General features: G+C 68.9%; 21 protein-coding genes, 2 tRNA genes and 1 pseudogene. 19 read left to right on the top strand and 5 right to left on the bottom strand.

From position 1 onward, the window contains the following. Together QQK83_RS15655 and QQK83_RS15650 are read right to left on the bottom strand one after the other, a co-directional pair. Positions 1-341 (bottom strand): IS110 family transposase (locus QQK83_RS15655; protein ID WP_284265871.1); only part of this gene is annotated, 341 nt, incomplete at its 3' end. 466 nt (positions 342-807) lie between these two features. Next, the gene (locus QQK83_RS15650) at positions 808-2,628 is read right to left on the bottom strand and encodes an ABC transporter transmembrane domain-containing protein (RefSeq protein ID WP_284265869.1); all 1,821 of its coding nucleotides are present in this window, start codon (positions 2,626-2,628) and stop codon (positions 808-810) included. Positions 2,629-2,910: 282 nt separating this feature from the next. Between QQK83_RS15650 and QQK83_RS15645 the strand changes: the two genes are divergently transcribed. Continuing rightward, positions 2,911-5,226: a M10 family metallopeptidase gene (locus QQK83_RS15645; protein ID WP_284265867.1), complete on the top strand. Its 2,316-nt coding sequence runs from the start codon at positions 2,911-2,913 to the stop codon at positions 5,224-5,226. Positions 5,227-5,332: 106 nt separating this feature from the next. Here the strand turns inward: QQK83_RS15645 and QQK83_RS15640 are convergent. Next, positions 5,333-5,407, bottom strand: a tRNA-Thr gene (locus QQK83_RS15640). An 85-nt stretch (positions 5,408-5,492) separates the two neighbouring features. Between QQK83_RS15640 and QQK83_RS15635 the strand changes: the two genes are divergently transcribed. The 6 genes from QQK83_RS15635 to QQK83_RS15610 all read left to right on the top strand — a co-directional run bounded on the left by QQK83_RS15635 (position 5,493) and on the right by QQK83_RS15610 (position 10,266). Next, positions 5,493-5,726 carry a hypothetical protein gene (locus QQK83_RS15635; RefSeq protein WP_284265865.1) on the top strand — a complete coding sequence of 78 codons (234 nt, stop codon included), beginning with the start codon at positions 5,493-5,495 and terminating at the stop codon, positions 5,724-5,726. A 6-nt stretch (positions 5,727-5,732) separates the two neighbouring features. Further along, positions 5,733-7,004, top strand: a complete 1,272-nt coding sequence (gene murA / locus QQK83_RS15630; protein WP_284265863.1) for a UDP-N-acetylglucosamine 1-carboxyvinyltransferase — start codon at positions 5,733-5,735, stop codon at positions 7,002-7,004. Next, positions 6,997-7,464 carry a DUF2948 family protein gene (locus QQK83_RS15625; RefSeq protein ID WP_284265861.1) on the top strand — a complete coding sequence of 156 codons (468 nt, stop codon included), beginning with the start codon at positions 6,997-6,999 and terminating at the stop codon, positions 7,462-7,464. The genes murA and QQK83_RS15625 overlap by 8 nt, the downstream gene beginning before the upstream one ends. Before the next feature lie 536 nt (positions 7,465-8,000). Beyond that, entirely contained in the window at positions 8,001-9,314 is a 1,314-nt protein-coding gene (gene hisD / locus QQK83_RS15620) for a histidinol dehydrogenase (protein WP_284265860.1), read from the top strand. Next, positions 9,311-9,793 (top strand): UPF0262 family protein, encoded by a 483-nt coding sequence (locus QQK83_RS15615; protein WP_284265858.1) that lies wholly within the window; start codon positions 9,311-9,313, stop codon positions 9,791-9,793. The genes hisD and QQK83_RS15615 overlap by 4 nt, the downstream gene beginning before the upstream one ends. A gap of 74 nt (positions 9,794-9,867) precedes the next feature. Beyond that, complete coding sequence (locus tag QQK83_RS15610) at positions 9,868-10,266, top strand: arsenate-mycothiol transferase ArsC (RefSeq protein WP_284265873.1); 399 nt, start codon at positions 9,868-9,870, stop codon at positions 10,264-10,266. Here QQK83_RS15610 and QQK83_RS15605 read toward each other — a convergent pair. Beyond that, entirely contained in the window at positions 10,263-10,745 is a 483-nt protein-coding gene (locus tag QQK83_RS15605; RefSeq protein WP_284265856.1) for a glyoxalase superfamily protein, read from the bottom strand. The genes QQK83_RS15610 and QQK83_RS15605 overlap by 4 nt on opposite strands. Positions 10,746-10,984: 239 nt before the next feature. Here QQK83_RS15605 and QQK83_RS15600 point away from each other — a divergent pair, with 239 nt between their 5' ends. The 6 genes from QQK83_RS15600 to QQK83_RS15575 all read left to right on the top strand — a co-directional run bounded on the left by QQK83_RS15600 (position 10,985) and on the right by QQK83_RS15575 (position 14,844). Beyond that, positions 10,985-11,389, top strand: a complete 405-nt coding sequence (locus tag QQK83_RS15600) for a ketosteroid isomerase-related protein (protein WP_284265854.1) — start codon at positions 10,985-10,987, stop codon at positions 11,387-11,389. Continuing rightward, positions 11,386-11,970, top strand: coding sequence for a GNAT family N-acetyltransferase (locus QQK83_RS15595; protein ID WP_284265852.1), 585 nt, complete (start codon positions 11,386-11,388; stop codon positions 11,968-11,970). The genes QQK83_RS15600 and QQK83_RS15595 overlap by 4 nt, the downstream gene beginning before the upstream one ends. After that, positions 11,967-12,839 carry a carbon-nitrogen hydrolase family protein gene (locus QQK83_RS15590; RefSeq protein WP_284265851.1) on the top strand — a complete coding sequence of 291 codons (873 nt, stop codon included), beginning with the start codon at positions 11,967-11,969 and terminating at the stop codon, positions 12,837-12,839. Before QQK83_RS15595 ends, QQK83_RS15590 begins: the two co-directional genes overlap by 4 nt. A gap of 71 nt (positions 12,840-12,910) precedes the next feature. Beyond that, the gene (infA, locus tag QQK83_RS15585) at positions 12,911-13,129 is read left to right on the top strand and encodes a translation initiation factor IF-1 (RefSeq protein ID WP_011455993.1); all 219 of its coding nucleotides are present in this window, start codon (positions 12,911-12,913) and stop codon (positions 13,127-13,129) included. A 72-nt stretch (positions 13,130-13,201) separates the two neighbouring features. Further along, on the top strand, positions 13,202-13,801 hold the full coding sequence (locus QQK83_RS15580; protein WP_284265816.1) for a Maf family protein: 600 nt from the start codon (positions 13,202-13,204) through the stop codon (positions 13,799-13,801). Continuing rightward, positions 13,798-14,844: a ribonuclease E/G gene (locus QQK83_RS15575; protein WP_284265814.1), complete on the top strand. Its 1,047-nt coding sequence runs from the start codon at positions 13,798-13,800 to the stop codon at positions 14,842-14,844. Before QQK83_RS15580 ends, QQK83_RS15575 begins: the two co-directional genes overlap by 4 nt. Positions 14,845-15,026: 182 nt before the next feature. Here QQK83_RS15575 and QQK83_RS15570 read toward each other — a convergent pair whose 3' ends face one another. Further along, positions 15,027-16,268: a lytic murein transglycosylase gene (locus tag QQK83_RS15570; protein WP_284265812.1), complete on the bottom strand. Its 1,242-nt coding sequence runs from the start codon at positions 16,266-16,268 to the stop codon at positions 15,027-15,029. Between the two features lie 137 nt (positions 16,269-16,405). Between QQK83_RS15570 and QQK83_RS15565 the strand changes: the two genes are divergently transcribed. From QQK83_RS15565 to QQK83_RS15540, 6 genes and pseudogenes are all read left to right on the top strand, one after another. Next, positions 16,406-16,588 (top strand): DNA gyrase inhibitor YacG, encoded by a 183-nt coding sequence (locus tag QQK83_RS15565; protein ID WP_284265810.1) that lies wholly within the window; start codon positions 16,406-16,408, stop codon positions 16,586-16,588. Positions 16,589-16,699: 111 nt separating this feature from the next. After that, positions 16,700-16,774: transfer RNA gene (locus tag QQK83_RS15560), tRNA-Phe, on the top strand. 101 nt (positions 16,775-16,875) lie between these two features. Beyond that, positions 16,876-17,430 (top strand): annotated as a pseudogene (locus QQK83_RS15555) (transposase); the annotation flags it as partial. Between the two features lie 258 nt (positions 17,431-17,688). Beyond that, complete coding sequence (locus tag QQK83_RS15550) at positions 17,689-17,895, top strand: cold-shock protein (protein WP_284265808.1); 207 nt, start codon at positions 17,689-17,691, stop codon at positions 17,893-17,895. Between the two features lie 156 nt (positions 17,896-18,051). Continuing rightward, positions 18,052-18,192, top strand: a complete 141-nt coding sequence (locus QQK83_RS15545) for a hypothetical protein (RefSeq protein WP_349816237.1) — start codon at positions 18,052-18,054, stop codon at positions 18,190-18,192. A 49-nt stretch (positions 18,193-18,241) separates the two neighbouring features. Then, positions 18,242-18,919 carry a hypothetical protein gene (locus tag QQK83_RS15540; RefSeq protein WP_284265806.1) on the top strand — a complete coding sequence of 226 codons (678 nt, stop codon included), beginning with the start codon at positions 18,242-18,244 and terminating at the stop codon, positions 18,917-18,919. Positions 18,920-19,121 lie beyond the last annotated feature (202 nt).

The following is a 19,121-nucleotide window of genomic DNA, read 5'->3' as shown; positions in this document are numbered from 1 at the left end:
TCCGTCTCCGGGGGGCACTCCGGAAGATCGAGCCGCATCGCCATCTCGCGGATCACACCGGCATCCACGCGGTCGGTCTTGGCCAGACGTCCGAGCGAGGTGGCAAAGGCCCGCGCCCGGCGCGGATTGATCCGGATCGCCGGAACGCCCGCAGCGGCCAGCGCGACGCGCAAGGGCGTCTCATAGCCACCGGAGGCTTCGAAGGCGACGCGGCCATTGCGGCGCGCCACCTGCCGCGCGAAGCGCGTCAGATCGCTTGTGTCGATCCGTGCATGCCCGTCCGGGCCAACCACGTCGATCCACCCCTTCGCCACATCGACACCGAAAACACTTTCCATCATGATACCCCTGTTCCAGTCGCACGGGATCGGCTGCAACCGTCCCAATCAAGTGTGCAGGACACATCAATGCGGGCGGGGCTTAGGCCTGGGGACGATGTCTTCGCATCAGGATATTTACGAGCTCCCGCCCGCAACCATCCTGACACATCGCCAACGGACTGGATATTTGCGAAACGGAGAAACAGGCCAGGTTGCGCGCTCGCCCCCGGTTGTCGCGGCACCGATGCCCTGCTTCTCCGTTTCACAAATATCCCCACTCATCGCTTGACAGGCAGACTTGCCGTGGAAAGGGGAGGCTCCGGACACCGACACCGACACCGACAGCCGCGCACCCGTCCGGGGTGAAGCAGGCCGCGCGACACCCGCACCCAGCGCGCGGAGGAGTGGCCCCGACGGGGCCCGACGACGCGCGCCGCCGGGTCGGAGCCGGAGGCTTCGATCCGCCCGCGCCGGGGGACGTGCCGCGTTACTCGGCCGCCAGCCCCTCGGTGAACTGCAGCCGCGCCAGCCGCGCGTAAAGCCCGTCCTGCGCGACGAGGCTGTCGTGGGTGCCCTCGGCGACGATGCGTCCCGCCTCGAAGACGAGGATGCGGTCGGCCTGTTTCACGGTCGCCAGGCGGTGCGCGACGATCAGCGTGGTGCGCCCCTCCGACAGGCGGGCGACGGCCTCCTGGACGGCGCGTTCGCTTTCCGCGTCCAGCGCGCTGGTTGCCTCGTCCAGCAGCAGGATCGGCGCATCGCGCAGGATGGCGCGCGCGATGGCGATGCGCTGCTTCTGCCCGCCCGACAGCATCAGGCCGCGCTCGCCCACGTAGGTGTCGTAGCCCTGTGGCAGCGCGCCGAGGAAGTCATGCGCGGCGGCGGCGCGGGCGGCGGCCTCGACCTCGGCATCGCTCGCATCGGGGCGGCCGAAGCGGATGTTCTCGCGCGCCGTGGTGGCGAAGATCACCGGGTCCTGCGGCACCAGCGCCATCGCCGCGCGGAAGGTCGCGCGCGTCATCTCGCGCAGGTCGGTGCCGTCCAGCGTGATCCGCCCCGATGCCGGGTCGTAGAACCGCAGCAGCAGCTGGAAGATCGTGGTCTTGCCCGCCCCCGACGGGCCGACAAGCGCCACGGTCTCGCCGGGCCGGATGGTCAGCGACACGCCGTCCAGCGCCCGGTCCTCGGGCCGGGTGGGGTAGCTGAAGCGCACGTCCTCGAAGCCGATGGCGCCGCGCCCGCCCTCGGGCAGGGGGTGGCCCGCGACCGGATCGGCGACGCTGTCGGTGGTCTGCAACAGCTCGACCAGCCGCTCGGTCGCGCCGCTGGCGCGCTGCAGCTCGCCCCAGATCTCCGAGAGCGCCCCGACCGAGCCCGCGACCATGATCGCGTAGATCAGGAACTGGATCAGCTCGCCGATGGTCATGGCATCGGCCCGCACGTCGCGCGCGCCGGTCCACAGGACGCCGACGATCCCGGTGAAGACCAGCGCGATCACGATCACCGTCATCAGCGCGCGGGTGGCGATCCGCTTCTTGGCGCTGGAAAAGCTCATTTCCGTGACGTGGTCGAATTGCGCCGCCGAGGGGCGCTCATGGGTGAAGGCCTGTACGGTCTGCACCGACAAGAGCGCCTCCGAGGCGTTGCCCGAGCTTTCGGCGATCCAGTCCTGGTTCTCGCGCGACAGCGTGCGCAGGCGGCGGCCCAGCACCACGATGGGCACGATGATCAGCGGCACGATCAGCAGCACCGCCCCCGTCAGCTTGGGCGAGGTGATCATCATCAGCCCAAGGCCGCCCAGCAGGATCAGGAGGTTGCGCAGCGCGATCGAGACGGAGGAGGAGATCACCGACAACAGCAGCGTGGTATCGGTCGTGATCCGGCTCAGGACCTCGCCGGTCATGATCTTCTCGTAGAAGGCCGGGCTCATGCCGATCATGCGGTCGAAGACCGATTTGCGGATATCGGCCACCACCCGCTCGCCCAGCCGGGTCACGAGGTAATAGCGCAGCCCCGTCCCCAGCGCGAGCAGGAAGGCGATCAGGAGCGCGGCGAGGAAATACTGGTCCAGCAGCTCGGCGCTTTCGGTCTCGAACCCGTCGACGACGCGGCGCACGGCCAGCGGCAGGGTCAGCGAGACGATGGCCGTCAGGACCAGCGCGCCGACGGCGGCGGCCACCATCGCGCGATAGGGCGCAAGGAAGGGCCCCAGCGCGCGCAGGCTGCCGATGCGTTTCGACTTGGCACGGTCTTCGGTGGCGCTGCCGGGGGCGGCGGGCTTGGTCGGGGTCATGTTCGCGTCTGTCATGCGGCCTGTCGCACTCCTGTTCGCAATGCGCCTACAATCCGGGCGCTCATCCCGCAAGGGGACGGGGTGCCGCGCCGCGGGCGCCCCGTCTCGCAGCGGGGTGCCCCGTGCCGTGCGGACGGCGCGAGAGGGCGCGAAAACCTGCGCCCGACCGATGAAAAACCCCGTGGCGACGGCTCGGAAACAGGTTAAGATATCCGTAACGGCCCCGTCGCGTGATCGGCGGGGCGTTTGGTGTGTTGACGAGTTTCGGAGCGGTTCCCGATGTGCCTGACCTGTGCGATGTTCAACCCGTTCGGCGGCGAGTGGCTGCATGTCGGCGAGCTTGACCGGACGATCGACGAAACCACCCTTCCGGGCGGTGACGCGTCCGACGACGCCGACGACGCGACCACGCTGTTGGCCGGCGACACCTTCAACGGCTCGCTCGATGTTCCGTTCGACTGGGACTGGTTCTTCGTCGAATTCGAGGCGGGCCAGACCTATACCGTCACCATGACGCCGGGCACCCTCGACGATCCGCTGATCGGGATCGCGGATTCCGAGGGTAACATCCGCTTCACCATCGACCAGGGGTTCAGCGGCGACAGCGAGGTCTATGTCTTCGTCGCCGAGACCAGCGGCTCGGGCTACATCGTGGCCGACAGCTATTACAACACCCTCGATCCGGGCTCGCCGGGCTATACGCCCGACACCGGGACCTACAGCCTCAGCATCACCTCGGTGCCGACGCCGCCACCGCCGCCTCCGGGTTCCTTTGACCCGCTCGAGGCCCTGGCCTGGGGTTACAGCGCCCCGAGCAGCGTCAACGTCTATTTCGCGCCGGGCGGCGTGATCTTCGACGACATCTACCTCGGTGCGCAGGTGACGGGCGAGTGGGACAGCTTCGAGCTGCGGCAGGCCCTGCTGGCCTTCTCGCAGTTCGAGGCTGTGGCCGACGTCAGCTTCACCGTCGTCACGGATCCGACGCAGGCGGATTTCTTCATGGTCGAATCGACCAATCCCGACTCGGCGCTCGGCTACTGGGCGGTTGCCGGCGGGTCGCCGACCCTCGACGGGGTCACCTATGACGGGCTTGACGGCTGGGGGGTCTTCTTCAACGGCGAAGACGCCGACTGGACGCCCGAGGGCCTCGCGCAGGGCGGTTTCGGCTACATCACGCTGATCCACGAGATCGGGCACGGCATGGGCCTTGCCCACCCCCATGACACCGGCGGCAGTTCGGTCGTTCTCAGCGGGGTGACGCAGGTCGGTCCCAACACCCACACCCTCGGCCATTACGCGCTGAACCAGGGCATCAACACCACGATGACCTACAACGATGGCTGGCAGACCGCGCCGCATGGGGTGACCCCCTCGAACGCTTACGGCTTCCAGGGCTCGCTGATGGCCTTCGACATCGCCGTGCTTCAGGCGACCTACGGCGCCAACATGACCCATGCCACCGGCGACGACGACTACGTCCTGCCGACCGACAACGCGCCCGGCACCTTCTACGCCGCGATCTGGGACGCGGGCGGGGATGACCGGATCGTCCACACCGGCAGTGTCGCCGCGGTGATCGACCTGCGCGCGGCCTCGCTCGTCGGCGAAGAGAACGGCGGCGGCCATGTCTCCTACGTCGAGGGCATCCACGGCGGCTTCACCATCGCGGCGGGTGCGGTGATCGAGCACGCCACCGGCGGCAGCGGCGCGGACACGATCACCGGCAACGCCGAGGACAACGAGATCCTCGGCATGGCCGGCGACGACGTGATCGAGGCAGGGGGCGGCCATGACACGATCTCGGGCGGGCAGGGCTTCGACTGGATCGAGGGCGGCGCGGGCGATGACGTGATCCGCGGCAACCTGAACGCCGACACGATCTACGGCGGCGACGGGTTCGACACGCTTTACGGCAATTTCGGCAATGACCTGATCCATGGCGGGGCCAATGCCGACCGGATCTTCGGCGGCGACCTGGACGACGAGCTGCACGGCGAGGCGGGCAGCGATTTCGTGGTGGGCCAGGCGGGCCGCGACACGATCTACGGCGGCGACGGCTTCGACACGCTGCGCGGCGGCGCGGGCGACGACCTGCTGCACGGGGGTGACCTCGCGGACGTGATGCAGGGCGGCCTCGACAACGACACGCTCTACGGCGAGGGCGGCAACGACCGGCTCGAGGGCAATGGCGGCAACGATCTGCTCGACGGTGGCGACGGGCAGGACGGGCTCTTCGGGGCGGCAGGGGCGGACACGCTGATCGGGGGGGCGGGCGATGACCGGCTCTTCGGCGGCCGCGACGGCGACCTGATCGACGGCGGCACCGGCAATGACACGATGTTCGGCGGCTTCGACAGCGACGTGTTCGTCTTCGGAATGAGCCACGGCGCCGACGTGATCCGCGATTTCGACGCGGATGGCGAGCGGATCGACGTCTCGGCCTTCGCCCTCGAGCTTGCCGACCTGACCATCACCGCGGCCGGGGACGGCGCGGTGGTGACCGGCGTCGGCGCAGGGGTGCTGGTGACCAGCGCGCAGGGTTCCATCCTGCTGGAAGGGGTCGTGCTGGGCGATATCGGCGCGGATGACTTCCTGTTCGGGGCCTTCGACTGACGCAACGGCCCGAGACCGGTGACCCCCGCTCGGGGTGTCACCGGTGTGACCGCCAACAGCCGGAAACGCGCGCAACTGCGCGATTTAATGCTATATTTCGGGGAAATGGTGCTGCCGGAGAGATTTGAACTCTCGACCTCTCCCTTACCAAGGGAGTGCTCTACCCCTGAGCTACGGCAGCTTCTGGGCCGTCCCTCTAAAAGCAACCGGCGGCGGGTGCAAGCGCAATCTGGACGCTCCGGCACATGACAGGTAAACGCAGCCCCATGGCCCGGACCGGACGCGACACACGAGGGGAGGATCGGGGCGGCAAACCGGCCGTCTCCGACCGCGAAGCCCGCCTCAAGGCGGCGCTCAAGGCGAATCTCGCCCGGCGCAAGGCGCAGGCCCGCGCGCGCAGCATCGACAGCGCAGACAGCGCCGATGGCGGTGCGGGCATGGACGACAGGCCGGAGGATACCGGCGACCCAAGGCAGACACCGCAGCAAGGCGAAGGATAACGGGCAATGGACAGGATCGTGGTCACGGGCAACGGCCCGCTTTCGGGGCAGATCCCCATCGCCGGCGCCAAGAACGCCTGCCTCACGCTGATGCCCGCGACGCTTCTGTCCGACGAGCCGCTGACGCTGACCAACGCGCCGCGGCTGTCGGACATCCGCACCATGACGACCCTTCTGCAATCGCTGGGGGCCGAGGTCTCGGCGCTCAATGACGGCAAGGTGCTGGCGCTCTCGTCGCACGGGCTGAACAACCACACCGCCGAGTATGACATCGTGCGCAAGATGCGCGCCTCGATTCTCGTGCTGGGGCCGATGCTGGCGCGCGACGGGCACGCCGTCGTCTCGCTGCCCGGCGGCTGCGCCATCGGCGCGCGCCCCGTGGACCTGCACCTCAAGGCACTCGAGGCGATGGGCGCGACCCTCGACCTGCGCGACGGCTATGTCCATGCCGAGGCGCGGGGCGGCCTCAAGGGCGCCGTGGTCGAGTTTCCGATGGTCTCGGTCGGGGCGACCGAGAACGCGCTGATGGCCGCGACGCTGGCCAAGGGCACCACCGTCCTGAAGAACGCCGCGCGCGAGCCCGAGATCGTCGACCTGGCCCAATGCCTGCGCAAGATGGGCGCGCAGATCGAGGGCGAGGGGACATCGACCATCACCATCCAGGGCGTCGAGCGCCTGCACGGTGCCACCCATCCCGTCGTGACCGACCGGATCGAGCTGGGCACCTACATGCTCGCCCCCGCCATCGCGGGCGGCGAGGTGGAGCTTCTGGGCGGCAAGCTCTCGCTCGTGGCCGCCTTCGCCGAGAAACTCGAGGCCGCGGGCATCTCCGTCACCGAAACCGAACGCGGCCTGACCGTCACCCGCAAGGGCGACCGGGTGCAGGCCGTCGATGTCGTGACCGAGCCCTTCCCCGGTTTCCCCACCGACCTTCAGGCGCAGATGATGGCGCTTCTCTGCACCGCCGAAGGCACCTCGGTCCTGAACGAGACGATCTTCGAGAATCGCTTCATGCACGCCCCCGAACTGACGCGCATGGGCGCGCGGATCGAGGTGCATGGCGGCACCGCGCGGGTGACCGGCGTCGAGCGGCTGAAGGGCGCGCCGGTCATGGCGACCGACCTGCGCGCCTCGGTCAGCCTGATCCTCGCCGGGCTCGCCGCCGAGGGCGAAACGGTGGTCAGCCGCGTCTACCATCTCGACCGCGGCTACGAGCGCGTGGAAGAGAAACTCGGCGCCGTCGGCGCGATGATCCGGAGGGAACGGGACGATGGTTGAAGACGCCCGCTTCGAGGATGGCGGCGAACAGCCCGTCGCGCTGCGCGCGCTGGATGCGGACGACCTGCGCGTGATCTCGTCCCTCGCACAGGACGCCGTCTTCCCCGTGACCGAGATCACCTGGGACCGCCCGCGCCGCCGCGTGGCGCTGCTCGTCAACCGCTTCCGCTGGGAACAGGCGGGCGGCAAGACCGCGCCCGAGCGCGTGCAATCCGTGCTGGTGATCGAGGATGCGCTGGCCGTCGCCAGCCAGGGTTTCGACCGTGCCGATCCCGATCTCGTCCTGTCGCTGCTGGCGATCGACTGGACGGCGGGCGAAGACGGCACGGGCCGCATCACGCTGGTGCTTGCCGGTGACGGGGCCATCGCCGTCGATGTCGAGGCGCTCGAGGTGACGCTGCGCGACGTCACGAAACCCTACACCGCCCCCTCGGGCCGCGCGCCGCATCACCCCGACTGACGCTCCGGCGGCGCACCCCGGACGACCGGGTCGCCTTCCGCGACATCCGCCTCGCCATGCGCGCCCGCGACTTGTTCGCCCGGATGCACCTTCGGGCGCTCATGCTGGGCACCCGCGCGCAAGGCTGCGCCGCCGTGCCACTCCCCGCGCCACCCACCGGGCCAAGGTCATCGCCCTCTACCTCCGCGCCCCGAGGCGCACGGGCAGGGCCACATGCCGCGCCTTCTGGCGGCGCTCGCCGAGGACGCGCGCGCGCAGGGCATCGTGCAACCGGACCTGCAGGTGGCGACGTGGACCGCCCCTGCCATCGCGCCCTACGCCCGTGCGGGCTTCGACCGGCTCGCCCCCATCCCCCGTGCCCTGCGCGACGGGGAGGGCTTTGCCGACAAGGGCGCTCTTCGTCCTGCACCTCGACGCGCCCTGACCGCGCCCCGACCGTGCCCCGACCCCGGCGCGCCCCCCGCGCGGCGGAATGTGCGCTTCACCCTCGCGCCCATAGACGCTAGACCGACCGGGCGATCAGGAATGGGACGACGATGCCGATCTTTCTCGACAGCCGCGATGCAGGGTTCGACGCGCGCTTCGCCGCGCTTCTGGAGATGAAGCGCGAGGACACGCCCGAGGTGGACGAGATCGTCGCGGGCATCATCGCCGATGTCCGCGCCCGCGGCGATGCCGCCGTCATCGAGCTGACCGAGCGCTTCGACCGCCTGTCGCTGACCCCCGACACGCTGGCGGTCTCGCAAGACGAGATCGCCGAGGCTATCGCCACCGTCCCGCCCGAGGAGCGCGCCGCGCTGGAACGCGCCGCCGAGCGCATCCGCGCCTACCACGTCCGCCAGCTGCCGCAGGATGCCCGCTGGACCGACCCGGAGGGCGCGACGCTGGGCTGGCGCTGGACGCCCGTTTCGGCGGCGGGGCTCTACGTGCCGGGCGGGCTGGCCTCCTACCCGTCCTCGGTCCTGATGAACGCCATCCCCGCGCAGGTCGCGGGCGTCGGGCGGCTGGTCATCTGCGCCCCCACGCCGGACGGCAAGGCCAACCCGCTCGTCCTGCTGGCCGCCCACCTGTCGGGCATCGACACGATCTACCGCATCGGCGGCGCGCAGGCCGTGGCCGCCATGGCCTATGGCACCGCCACCATCGCCCCCGTCGACAAGATCACCGGCCCCGGCAACGCCTTCGTCGCCGCCGCCAAGCGCCGCGTCTTCGGGCGCGTCGGCATCGACATGATCGCGGGCCCTTCGGAAATCCTCGTGATCGCCGACCGCGACAATGACCCCGACTGGATCGCCCTCGACCTCCTGTCGCAGGCCGAACACGACGAAAGCGCGCAGTCGATCCTGATCACCGATGACGCCGCCTTCGGTCAGGCCGTGGCGCAGGCCGTCGAAAAGCGCCTCGAAACCCTCGAGCGGCGCGCCATCGCGGGGGCCAGCTGGCGCGACTTCGGCGCCATCGTGACGGTCCGCGACCTGTCCGAAGCGGCCGAGCTGTCGAACCGCGCCGCCCCCGAACACCTCGAGCTCTGCGTCGCCGACCCCGTCGCGCTGTCCGAAAAGATCACCCACGCCGGCGCCATCTTCCTCGGCCAATGGACGCCCGAGGCCATCGGCGACTACATCGGCGGCCCCAACCACGTCCTGCCCACGGCGCGCTCGGCCCGCTTCTCCTCGGGCCTGTCGGTGCTCGATTTCATGAAGCGCACCACGCTGGCCCAGATGACGCCCGCCGCCCTCAAGGCCATCGGCCCCGCCGCCGAGACGCTGGCGCGCTCCGAAAGCCTCGAGGCGCACGGCCTCAGCGTCCGCGCCCGTCTCGACCGCCTGAACAAAGGGGAGGGCGCATGACCATGCACATCACCCATATCGAGATCGACATGGCGGGCATGCCCGCCCCCACGCCCGAGATCGAACAGGAACGCAGCGTCGCCATCTTCGACCTGCTCGAGGAAAATTCCTTCGCGCTCCCCGCCCGCGACGACCGCGCGGTGCCGCCCGGCCCCTATCACGTGACCCTTGCGATCCGCGACAAGCGCCTTGTCTTCGACGTGAACACCGAAAGCGGCGAAGATGCCGCCGAGTTCCACCTCTCGCTCGCGCCCTTCCGCCAGACGGTCAAGGATTACTGGCAGATCTGCGAAAGCTACTATGCCGCCGTCAAGAACATGCCCCCCTCCAAGATCGAGGCGATCGACATGGCCCGCCGCGGCATCCACAACGAGGGGGCGCGCATCCTGCAGGAACGGCTCGAGGGCAAGGCCGAGGTGGACACCGACACCGCGCGCCGCCTCTTCACGCTCATCTGCGTCCTGCATTTCGGGGCCTGAGGGGCAGGGCGGTGTCCGGCGATTTCCCCCAGTCCGTGCTCTACTGTTGCGACCACAACGCGACGCGCTCGCCCATGGCCGAGGGGCTGATGAAGAAATTCTACGGCCACCGCGCCTATGTGCAGTCGGCGGGCGTGAAGAACGACCTCGAGATCGACGGCTTCGCCGTGGCGGTCTGCGCAGAACTGGGGGTGGAGCTGGACCGCCACCGCGTCCGCTCCTTCGACGAGATGCAGGAATGGGGCGACGACCTGTCGGGCTTCGACCTGATCATCGCGCTGTCCCCCGCCAGCCAGCGCCGCGCCCTCGACCTGACCCGGCATTTCCACCTCGAGGTGGAATACTGGCCCATCCTCGACCCCACGGGCCTCGGCGAGACCCGCGAGGCCAAGCTGGCCGCCTACAGGCAGGCCCGCGACCAGATCATCGCCCGCATGACCGCCCGCTTCGGCGACCCCACCGCAGCCGGTTAAAGCTCCAGCACCATGTGCGGGGTGCCGTCCGAGCGGCGCGCGCGCGACTGCCCCTCCGGCCCCACCTCGGCCCGCACCCGTTTGCGCCAGTTCGAGAAACTCTCGAAGGTCACGACGTCCACCGCCTCGTCGAGGTCCAGCTCCAGCCGCACCCAGCCGGGCCGCAGCGCCTCGGCCGACAGCACCGTCGCACGGAACGGCTGCGACAGGTAACGCCCCGTCACCCGGTCACCGGCCCGCAGGCCCGCAGGCCCAAGCGCGCCGATCGCCGCCGCCATCGTGTTCCAGTCGCGGAACCCGTGGCCATGGGCCACCGCCTCCAGCGCCTGCCCATGACCGATGGGCTGCCCGTCCTGCGCCCGCGCCGCGCGCAGATGACGGGCCTCGGCCTTGGCCTCTGCCGGTGTGGGCAGATCGCGCGCCCGGCCCGGTGCTTGCCCGGCAAGGCCGGCCGTGTCGCTTTTATCGTGGGTTGTCATGACCCCGTGATCCTTCTGGCTGTCGCCGCGCAAGGATCGGATGGGGCCCGCATTACCATCCGCGCGGCTGGTGCCGTGGATGACGAAGATCTTGGTCTGACCAGAACTTCACCGTGACGGGATGTCGGCGGGCGGCGGGCGTCTGATGCCTGTTGCGCACCTAGGGCAGGGGGCCGGGGCCTGTCAAGCGGGGCGACAGCATCTTCCGTCCGTCGCCCGCTGCGCCTATGGTCCGCCGCATGACCGATACGCACGCTCTCATCACCCGCTACTACGCCTCCTTCAACAGCGGCGACACCGAGGCCATGATCGCCTGCCTCGCCCCCGACGTGGCGCATCACGTGAACGAGGGGCAGGTGCGCACCGGGACCGAGGCCTTCCGCGCTTTCTGCGCCCACATGTCCCGCTGCTACGACGAACACCTGACCGACATCGTCGTCATGGCGTCGCAGGACGGCACCCGCGCCGCCGCCGAGTTCACCGTGAACGGCACCTACCTGCAGACCGACGCAGGCCTGCCCGAGGCGCGCGGCCAGACCTACCGCCTTCCGGCGGGCGGGTTCTTCAGCGTCGCGGACGGCCGCATCACCCGCATCGTCACCTATTACAACCTCGCCGACTGGGTGGCGCAGGTCTCGGCATGACCCTAACGCTGCGCAGCTTCACCGGCGCGCAGATCGCCCCCCATGTCGAGGCGCTCGCCCGCCTGCGCATCGCGGTCTTCCGCGACTGGCCCTACCTCTATGACGGCGACCTCGACTACGAACGCCGCTACCTCGCGGGCTATGCCCGCGGCGACACGATCCTCGTCGCCGCCTTCGACGGCGAGACCATGGTCGGGGCCTCCACCGGGATGCCATTATCCGACCACGCCGATGATTTCGCCGCCCCCTTCGACGGCTCTGGCATCGACCTGAACACCGCCTTCTACTGCGCTGAATCCGTTCTGCTTCCCGCCTATCGGGGGCAGGGGGTCTATGCCGGTTTCTTCGCGCGGCGTGAAACCCACGCCCGCGCCCTGAATTTCACTTATGCAACATTCTGCGGCGTGATCCGCCCCCAGGATCACCCCCGTCGCCCCGCCGTCCACCAACCCCTCGATCCTGTCTGGCGCCGCTTCGGCTACGCCCCCCTTCCGGGCGTCATGGCCCGGTTCAACTGGCGCGACATCGGCGAAGACGCCGAGACGTCCAAACCCCTGCAATTCTGGATCAAAGCCTTATGAAGATCGCCGCCGCCGCCTATCCGCTCGACGCCTTCCAGCATTGGTCCGACTACGCCGCCAAACAGGTCGCCTGGGTCCGCGAGGCCGCCACCGCCGGGGCCGACCTGCTGGTCTTCCCCGAATACGCCCGCATGGAACTGGCCGCGCTGCAGGGCGCGGCCCATGACCTCGAGGCGAGCCTCCACGCCGCCTCCGACCTTGCGCAAAAGGCCGATCACCTCATGGCCGACCTCGCGCAGGGCTACGGCGTCCACATCCTCTGCCCCTCCGGCCCCGTCTTCGACGAGGACCGCGAACGCCCCGTCAACCGCGCCTGGCTTGTCGGCCCAGACCCGCAGGCCCCCTTCATCGCCTACCAGGACAAGCAGGTGATGACCCGCTTCGAGCGCGAAACATGGGACGTCACCCCCGGCGACCCGCTCGAGGTGATCGAAACCCCCTTGGGCCGGATCGGCGTCCTGATCTGCTACGACGCGGAATTTCCCTTGCTCGCCCGGCGCTTGGCCGAGGAAGGGGCCGAGATCCTTCTCGTCCCCTCCTGCACCGACAGCGCGCATGGCTACCACCGCGTGCGCATCGGCGCACTGGCCCGCGCGCTGGAAAACCAGTGCGTCGTGGTGCAATCCCCCACCGTGGGCGATGCGCCATGGTCCCCCGCCGTCGACGAGAACGTGGGCGCCGCGGGCATCTTCGGCCCGCCCGATCTCGGATTTCCCGAAGACGGCATCCTCGCGCAGGGCGCGCTCAATGAGCCGGGCTGGGTCATCGCCGAGATCGACCGCGCCGCCATCGCCCGCGTCCGCGCCGAGGGGCAGGTCCTGAACCACGCCCATTGGCCCGAAAGTGCCGCGCGCGCAGAAATGCCTTGAAAATCGGCGCTGACAAGCGCATCTACCCGCCACCTGCACCGCACGCGCGGTGCGCCAATCAAGGAGTGACCATGGCCAAGGAAGAAATGCTCGAATTTCCTGGTGTCGTTAAGGAACTCCTGCCGAACGCGACATTCCGGGTCGAGCTTGAAAACGGCCATGAGATCATCGCGCACACGGCAGGAAAAATGCGCAAGAACCGTATCCGGGTTCTCGCCGGCGACAAGGTCCAGGTGGAAATGACCCCCTACGACCTGACCAAGGGCCGCATCAATTACCGCTTCAAGTAACGCGGCGCTCCCTGCGCCGCGCCGTGCGGGGCCGCCGCGGCCCGGCACCCCCTTGCCAATCCGGGCGCTGACATGACCGACACCCTGACCCAGCGCCCCCGCCTGATCCTCGGCTCCGGCAGCCCCCGGCGGCTGGAGCTTCTGGCCGTGCTCGGCATCACGCCCGACGCCGTCACCCCGCCCGACATCGACGAGACGCCGCGCAAGGCCGAACTGCCCCGCGACTACTGCGCCCGCATCGCCGCCGAGAAGCTTGCCGCCATCCCCGCAGGCCCCGAGGACATCGCCCTGTCGGCTGACACCACCGTCGCGCTTGGCCGCCGCATCCTCGGCAAACCCGCCGATATCGACGAGGCCCGCCGCTTCCTCGACCTCCTCTCCGGCCGCCGCCACCGCGTCTACACCGCCCTCGCCGTCAAACGCGGCGACAAGACCTGGGCTCGCGTCACCGAATCCCGCGTCCGCATGAAGCGCCTGAGCGAATCGGAACGCGAAGGCTACCTCGCCACCGGCGATTGGCAGGGCAAGGCCGGCGGCTATTCCATCCAGGGGCCCGCGGGTGCCTTCATCCCGTGGATCTCCGGCAGCCATTCGGCCATCGTCGGCCTGCCGCTCGCGGAAACCGCGCAGCTGCTGACGGCGGCGGGCTACCCCGTCTGGGCCGCGCGATGAAGGGCCGCGTCGTCATCCTCGACCACGTCGCGGGCCGCGCCGCCGCCGCCCTCATGGTCGACGGCCAGCTCGAGGATATCCTGATCGACCCCGCGGGCGACGCGCCCCAGCCCGGCGCGATCTACCGCGCCGTGGCCGACCGCCCGATGAAGGGGCAGGGCGGCCTGACCCTCAACATGGGCGCGCACAAGGGCTACCTGCGGCAGGCCAAGGGCATCGCGCCGGGCGACCGCCTGCTGGTGCAGGTCGCCGCCAGCGCCGAGCCGGGCAAGGCCGCGCCGGTCTCCCCCCGCCTGCTGTTCAAAAGCCGCTACGCCATCGTCACCCCCGAGGCCCCCGGCTTCAACATCTCGCGCCGCATCCGCGACGACGAGGAACGCGAGCGCCTGCTCGAGATCGCCCATGCCGCGATGGAGGGCGCGCCCGAGACCCACGGCCTGATCCTGCGCAGCGCCGCCGAGGGCGTGGCCGAGGATACGCTGGCCGAGGATATCGCCGCCATGCGCGAGCTTGCCGCCGCGGTCACCGCCGACACCGACGGCCCGCCCGAATGCCTGCTCGACGCGCCCGACGCGCATCTGACGGCGTGGCGCGACTGGGCCGATCCCGACCCCGACGAGGTGGTCGAGGGGGCAGGGGCCTTCGACACCCACGGCGTGACCGACGCGGTCGAGGCCGCGCTCGCGCCGCGCCTGTCGCTCCCCGGCGGCGCCACGGCCTATATCGAGCCGACCCGCGCGCTGGTCGCCGTCGACGTGAACACCGGCGCCGACAGCTCGCTGGCTGCCGGGCTCAAGGCCAACCTCGCGCTGGTCCGCGCCCTGCCGCGCGCGTTGCGCGTCAAGGGGCTGGGCGGGCAGGTCACGCTCGACCTCGCCCCCATGCCCAAGAAAGACCGCCGCGTGATCGAGGACGCGCTGCGCCGCGCTTTCCGCGAGGACGGGGCCGAGGTGGTGCTGGCGGGCTGGACCCCGCTCGGCCATTACGAGATCCAGAAGAAGCGCGACCGCCTCCCGCTCGCCGCCCTCTGGCCCACGCTGTAGGCCGGGCTGTAGGCCGGGCTTCAGCCCGGCACTGCCGGCGAAGCCGGCATCCACAAAATACGCACCCTTAACCATCCCACAGGCCAATTCCGTTCGCAAACCGCGTATGCACGCGATCTGCACAGCCTGTGTACGGGATGCCGACGCGGGCCAGACGCCTCTCGGCCTCTCCGCAGCTCTCGTTAACCCTGCCGCAACGCCCGCAAAAGCGCCTGCGACGCCCGCCCGTCCACCACCAGCCCCCGTGCCTGCTGATAGGCCCGGATCGCCGCCTCGGTCCCCCGTCCGATCACCCCGTCGGGCGTCCCCGCGTCGAACCCGCGCCGGTTCAGAAGTTCTTGTAATTCCACGCGTTCTTCCTGCGTCAGCCCGGTCTCGTCCGGCCCGAAAGCCCGCGTCAGCGGCCCGCCACCGGCCAGCCGGTCGGCCATGTATCCCACGCCGATCCCGTAGTTGACCGACGGATTGTAGCGCAGGATCACGTTGAAATTGCGATACAAAATCCACGCAGGTCCGTCAGCCCCCCCCGGCGCATGGATCGCCGCCTCGCCGTGATCGGGCAATTCCCCACCCCGTGCGGGCTGCACGCCCGCCGCGGCCCAGGCGCTCACCGGGCGGCGGCTGTCGCGCCCTGTGGCGCCGATGTCGAACCCCTCCGGCAGATGTACCTCCATCCCCCAGGGCGCACCCCGTTCCCAGCGATGGCGCCGCAGGTATTCCGCCGTCGAGGCCAGCGCGTCCGTGGGATCGCCCCCCCAGATATCCCGCCGCCCATCCCCTTGGAAATCCACGGCATATTCCTCGTAGACCGTCGGCATCAGTTGCGTGTGCCCCATCGCCCCCGCCCAGGACCCGACCATCCGGCCGGTCGTCGTATCCCCCGCCTGGATGATCCTCAGCGCCGCCACCAGCTGCGCCTCGAAGAACCGGCCCCGCCGCCCTTCCCAGGCCAGCGTCGAGGTCGCCGAGATCACCGGGATCTCCCCCAGCCGCGTTCCGAACCGCGTCTCCAACCCCCAGATCGCGGCCAGCACATCGGCATCCACGCCGCTCTTCGCCTCGATTGCCGCCAGCGACGCGCGCGCCGCCGCCACCCTCGGACGACCCGTGGCGATGTCATCCTCCGAGGCCACGAGCGCCAGGTAATCCTCTGTTGTTCTTCGAAATTCCGTCTGGTTCCGGTCCCGCTCCACGACGCCCGGCAGGAAGCCTTGTCCGCGAAACCCCCGGTCGAGCGTGGCCCGCGTGATCCCCTGCGCGACCGCCCGCTCGCGGAACGCCGCGACCCAGGCGTCATAGGCCGGGTTCGGCTGCGGGCGGAATCCGTCGCCGGGCGCGCCGCGAGAGCCGCCGGACGGCATGCAGCCCGCCAGCATCGCGGCCGCGCCCGTCGCCATCGCCGTTCTGCGCGTCAGATGACCCATGTTCACGGCTCCGCTGGGGGGGTTAACCGAATCGTAATGCCCCCGTGGCATGACAGGCAAGCGCCGTCACGCGGCCGGTTGCGAACCGGCAGGGCTTGGCGCATGGTCCGGGCGGACCATGGACAGAAAGGTGCAAGATGGCCTGCCCGATCTGCGCAAAACCGACCACGGCGGCCTACCGCCCGTTCTGTTCGCGCCGCTGCGCCGACGTCGACCTCGCACGCTGGCTGACTGGCGCGTACGCGGTCCCGTCCGAGGATCCCGAGGACATCGAAGCCGCGGCGGAAGCGGCTTCGGAAACCCTGCGCAAACCGCACTGACAAGCACGCTGTCGCGGCGCAAAAAATTGCGTTCTGCCCTATGGACAGCCCCGCCGAGACACCCTAGAACGCCCCTCACCCACGGACGCGCAACCAAGCGCCCCGTCCCGTGCCCGGGTAGCTCAGGGGTAGAGCAGTGGATTGAAAATCCTCGTGTCGGTGGTTCGATTCCGCCCCCGGGCACCAAAGCACCTGCCGGTGTGAATGATATCAATGGGTTGCGGGGCTATGTCGCAAGAATCCTGAGCGGGAGTCATCTCGTGAATCCAGCGTGGTAGCTGGGAGGCATGAGCAGACCGACACCCCCAACCTACAAGACGAGGAACCGGCCAGCCTATAACGACGCGCTCAAGCGTCGGGGCTCGCTCACGATCTGGTTCGACCCCGAGATGAGTTGGGATGCCGCGCCGACAGGCAGGCGTGGCCGCCAGCAGACCTGCAGCTATGCCGCCATTCAGACGTGCCTTTCGATAAAGGTGCTATTCGACATGGCGCTCAGGCAAACGACCGGCTTCGTCGAGAGCCTGCTGCAGTTGGTTGGCCTCGACTGGACGGTGCCCGGCTTCAACACCCTGTCCCGCCGCCAGAAGACCGTCACCGCTGGCGCGGTCGCCCGAAACGCGGCCCTGCGCGCATCGAAATACCTCGGCCGTGCCCTGGGGCGACGATGGAGCGGATACCACCGCCGAAGCTGCGTCGAAACGAAGTTGCATTGTGTCAAACTCCTGCGCCAGAGGCTCATGGCGAGGGACTTCGACCGTCAGGTTGCCGAACTCCAGATCCGCATCGCCGTCCTGAACGGCTACACCGCGCTCGGCAGACCTGTCACGGAAGCTGTGGGACAAGTCCGTCCGGGGAAGGGGAACTTCGGACTTCAGCCGATTTGTGCAACAGGGCAACGCCAATGGATAACGAGAGAAATAATATGTGACGGGGCGGGATGGTGCTTGTTTTCCGCGTCGCCGTCCCCATCTGGGTAAGGACAACGTTATTCTCTGCGACCCTCTGCTCCCGTTTATCCGGCTTCAGTAGATCTCTCAGTCTGACTTTGCCGGGCTGCCGCATTCTGCGGGCAGCATCCAGAACAGGAGACCACGGATATGGCCAATGGCACCGTGAAATGGTTCAACACCACCAAAGGCTTCGGCTTCATCGAGCCGGCATCGGGCGGCAAGGATGTCTTCGTCCACATCTCGTCCGTCGAGCGCGCAGGCCTCACAGGCCTCGCCGATGCCCAGAAGGTCACGTATGACGTCGAATCCGGCCGCGACGGCCGCGAAAGCGCCATCAACCTCGCGCTTGCCTGACAGGATTGCTCGGGCGCCCCTGACCGGGTGCCCGATCGTCATGACCGTTCACCCTCACAACCCCGACACTGCCCTTGATGCCGCGTCACCTCTCTCGCGTGCTGGCACCGTACCGGTCACCTTGCAAGCCGGATCCCGTTCTATCGCCACCCCGAGGTGCTTCGGGACCATGACGCGCTGGTGCAGTCGAACCGCGTCACCTTGCGCGAAAGTCTGAGTTGCGCGCGCCTTGCGCTCTGGGACGAAACCGAAGGGCGGCTCGTGACATTTGCCGAGGCGGGGCGTCTGCCGGCCTGATCCGGAAACGAGCTCGCCTTGCCCATCCCCATGTTCGGAGAACATCATCATGGCGCGATTCACCACGGACGGCCAAACGGCCAGCGGTCGACCGCTGTTCAAGGACAAGCCGAAAAAGAAGCAGGCCGACCGCTCCTCTGACACACCGTCGGCGGTCCAGTTGGGCGTGCACGGCAGATACCAGATAAAATCCGGGCGACTGTCCGGGGAATATGTCGCCCGGGCCTTCCCGAAACCGCCCACGCACGCACGCGGGTTGATCGCGGAAGCCACGGGCGCGACCGAGGAAGCCGCGATTGCCGCCTTGCATGATGTCATCGACGCCCGCGAGGCTCAGAGGCACAAAGACCGCAGGGTCGACGATGGCACCGGGTTCACCGTGCCGAACATCGACGAATATCGGGAAGCGCTCGACCAGGTCACCCTGTCTCGCCCGCAGCGCGCGATGCTGTCGGCTTTGGCCCTCTCCGGTGACGAAGGCTTGACGGATCCGCAGATGGCGAGCGCGGCGGGCTACAAGTCGAAGACTTCTGCAAACCGCGCATTTGCGGCGGCTGGCCTCCTGATCGCGGCGTACCTGGCCATCGATGCGGCGACAGGGGCGCAAGAGGACGAGGTCACGGGGACGAACATCCTTGGTTTTCGCGGCAGTCCACAGACCAACGAGACGCCTGGAAGCCGGATACTCTATCCCGAACTGCGCGAAGTCCTGAGATCTGCCGGCTGACCGACAGGCGTGCCCGTTCGACACGCCAAGCCCTGTCTCAAGCTGACGTTTGGCGCAAAGCTCGAACGTCCGCTTTGGTGAAGGTTTTCTGATGCGGGTCGCGGCGTAACGGTGGCGTTGATGTGCGACCACGACCCGCGTTGGAAAACCTCCCAAGGAGGAAGCCGCGGGGGTGTTGGACAATCCTATGGGGAAAGTGCGC

Origin of the sequence: Roseicyclus amphidinii (assembly GCF_030163755.1) — a bacterium.
Lineage (GTDB): Bacteria > Pseudomonadota > Alphaproteobacteria > Rhodobacterales > Rhodobacteraceae > Roseicyclus > Roseicyclus amphidinii.
This window is presented reverse-complemented; position numbering and strand designations above follow the sequence as displayed.

Excerpts from the sequence above, each read along its gene's own strand:
- QQK83_RS15605 (WP_284265856.1), bottom strand. The coding sequence starts at position 10,745 with ATGACAACCCACGATAAAAGCGACACGGCCGGCCTTGCCGGGCAAGCA.
- QQK83_RS15625 (WP_284265861.1), top strand. The coding sequence starts at position 6,997 with ATGGTTGAAGACGCCCGCTTCGAGGATGGCGGCGAACAGCCCGTCGCG.
- QQK83_RS15570 (WP_284265812.1), bottom strand. The coding sequence starts at position 16,268 with ATGGGTCATCTGACGCGCAGAACGGCGATGGCGACGGGCGCGGCCGCG.
- QQK83_RS15580 (WP_284265816.1), top strand. The coding sequence starts at position 13,202 with ATGACCGACACCCTGACCCAGCGCCCCCGCCTGATCCTCGGCTCCGGC.
- QQK83_RS15650 (WP_284265869.1), bottom strand. The coding sequence starts at position 2,628 with ATGACAGACGCGAACATGACCCCGACCAAGCCCGCCGCCCCCGGCAGC.
- QQK83_RS15590 (WP_284265851.1), top strand. The coding sequence starts at position 11,967 with ATGAAGATCGCCGCCGCCGCCTATCCGCTCGACGCCTTCCAGCATTGG.
- QQK83_RS15615 (WP_284265858.1), top strand. The coding sequence starts at position 9,311 with ATGACCATGCACATCACCCATATCGAGATCGACATGGCGGGCATGCCC.
- QQK83_RS15600 (WP_284265854.1), top strand. The coding sequence starts at position 10,985 with ATGACCGATACGCACGCTCTCATCACCCGCTACTACGCCTCCTTCAAC.
- QQK83_RS15575 (WP_284265814.1), top strand. The coding sequence starts at position 13,798 with ATGAAGGGCCGCGTCGTCATCCTCGACCACGTCGCGGGCCGCGCCGCC.
- infA (WP_011455993.1), top strand. The coding sequence starts at position 12,911 with ATGGCCAAGGAAGAAATGCTCGAATTTCCTGGTGTCGTTAAGGAACTC.
- QQK83_RS15645 (WP_284265867.1), top strand. The coding sequence starts at position 2,911 with ATGTTCAACCCGTTCGGCGGCGAGTGGCTGCATGTCGGCGAGCTTGAC.
- QQK83_RS15595 (WP_284265852.1), top strand. The coding sequence starts at position 11,386 with ATGACCCTAACGCTGCGCAGCTTCACCGGCGCGCAGATCGCCCCCCAT.
- QQK83_RS15540 (WP_284265806.1), top strand. The coding sequence starts at position 18,242 with ATGGCGCGATTCACCACGGACGGCCAAACGGCCAGCGGTCGACCGCTG.
- QQK83_RS15610 (WP_284265873.1), top strand. The coding sequence starts at position 9,868 with ATGGCCGAGGGGCTGATGAAGAAATTCTACGGCCACCGCGCCTATGTG.
- murA (WP_284265863.1), top strand. The coding sequence starts at position 5,733 with ATGGACAGGATCGTGGTCACGGGCAACGGCCCGCTTTCGGGGCAGATC.
- QQK83_RS15635 (WP_284265865.1), top strand. The coding sequence starts at position 5,493 with ATGGCCCGGACCGGACGCGACACACGAGGGGAGGATCGGGGCGGCAAA.
- hisD (WP_284265860.1), top strand. The coding sequence starts at position 8,001 with ATGCCGATCTTTCTCGACAGCCGCGATGCAGGGTTCGACGCGCGCTTC.
- QQK83_RS15565 (WP_284265810.1), top strand. The coding sequence starts at position 16,406 with ATGGCCTGCCCGATCTGCGCAAAACCGACCACGGCGGCCTACCGCCCG.
- QQK83_RS15550 (WP_284265808.1), top strand. The coding sequence starts at position 17,689 with ATGGCCAATGGCACCGTGAAATGGTTCAACACCACCAAAGGCTTCGGC.